Below are 1,129 nucleotides of genomic sequence, written 5' to 3'. Positions count from 1 at the left end.
CGCCCGCGCCAGCGCGGCGCCCGTGGCGGCGGCGTCGGGCGGCGCCGGCTCGCCGTCGGCGACGGCGCCGGCGAGGCGGTCGCACACGGCCTCGACCTCGGCGGCGGCGGTGAGCAGCGTCGTGGACGGGCGGGCGACGGCGTGGGCGAGCCGTTCGCGGACCTCACCGATGCCCCCGCCGGTGACGGCGGAGGTGGCGAGCACCTCGACGTCGAGCCCGCCGGCGGCGAGCAGGTCGCGCACGTCCGCGAGCACCTTGTCCACGGCGCCCGCGGGCAGCGTGTCGGCCTGGTTGACCAGGACGAGCATGTTGTCCTGACGCCCGCGCAGCGCCTGCAGGTAGCGCTCGTGCAGGGCGTTGTCCGCGTACTTCTGCGGGTCGACGACCCACACCAGCAGGTCGATCATCGGCAGGAGCCGGTCCACCTGCTCGGCGTGCTCGCGGGCGACGGAGTCGTGGTCGGGCAGGTCGAGCAGCACCATCCCGTGCAGCGCCCGCTCGTGGTCGCCGTCGAGGACCGACTCGCGCTGGATGCGCCGGGCGTGGGCCACCTCGAGGAAGTCGAGCAGCGCCTCGGCGTCCCCGCCCCACACGCAGGCGGCGGCCTTGTCGGTGGTGGGCCGCAGCGCGCCGACGTCGGCGAACAGCAGCCCGGAGATGGCGTTGAAGAGGGAGGACTTGCCAGACCCGGTCCCGCCGACCAGCGCGACGACGGTGTGGTCCCCGCCCAGCGTCAGCCGCCGGCGCGCGGCGGCGAGGTCCTCGTGCGCCTGGGCCGCGAGGAACGGGTCGACCTGCCCGCCGGCCGCGCTCAGGGCGGCGGCGAGCCCGTCGGCGCGTCCCTCCAGGCCCTGCCGGGTGAGCGGCGCGCCGGCCCGGGCGGGCGGGGTGATCGTCGTGGTCATGCCAGCTCCCTCAGCTCGGCGGTGCGCACCCGCAGGTCGGTGCCGGTGGCGGCCTCCACCCCGGCGAGCGCGTCGAGGTACGGCCCGGCCGCGGCCCGCACCGCCTCCTCGGCGCGGGCCAGCAGCTCCCCGCGTGCGGTGCCGACGGCGGGGGCGCCGTCCGCGCCCAGCACGACGGCGACGGCGTCGCCGGCCCCGCTGACCCCGGCGGCCGCGGCCGTCA

General features: G+C 78.3%; 2 protein-coding genes. Both read right to left on the bottom strand.

Annotated elements, in window-relative coordinates; genetic code table 11:
• A partial coding sequence (locus GD970_RS21395) for a GTPase (protein WP_152204895.1) occupies positions 1-906 on the bottom strand: 906 nt, incomplete at its 3' end.
• A partial coding sequence (locus GD970_RS21950) for a hypothetical protein (RefSeq protein WP_193315017.1) occupies positions 903-1,129 on the bottom strand: 227 nt, incomplete at its 5' end. The genes GD970_RS21395 and GD970_RS21950, both read right to left, overlap by 4 nt.

Origin of the sequence: Georgenia thermotolerans, assembly GCF_009193185.1 — a bacterium.
Lineage (GTDB): Bacteria > Actinomycetota > Actinomycetes > Actinomycetales > Actinomycetaceae > Georgenia > Georgenia thermotolerans.
Note: the sequence above shows the minus strand (reverse complement) of the source record. Positions and strands in the feature narration are given on the sequence as shown.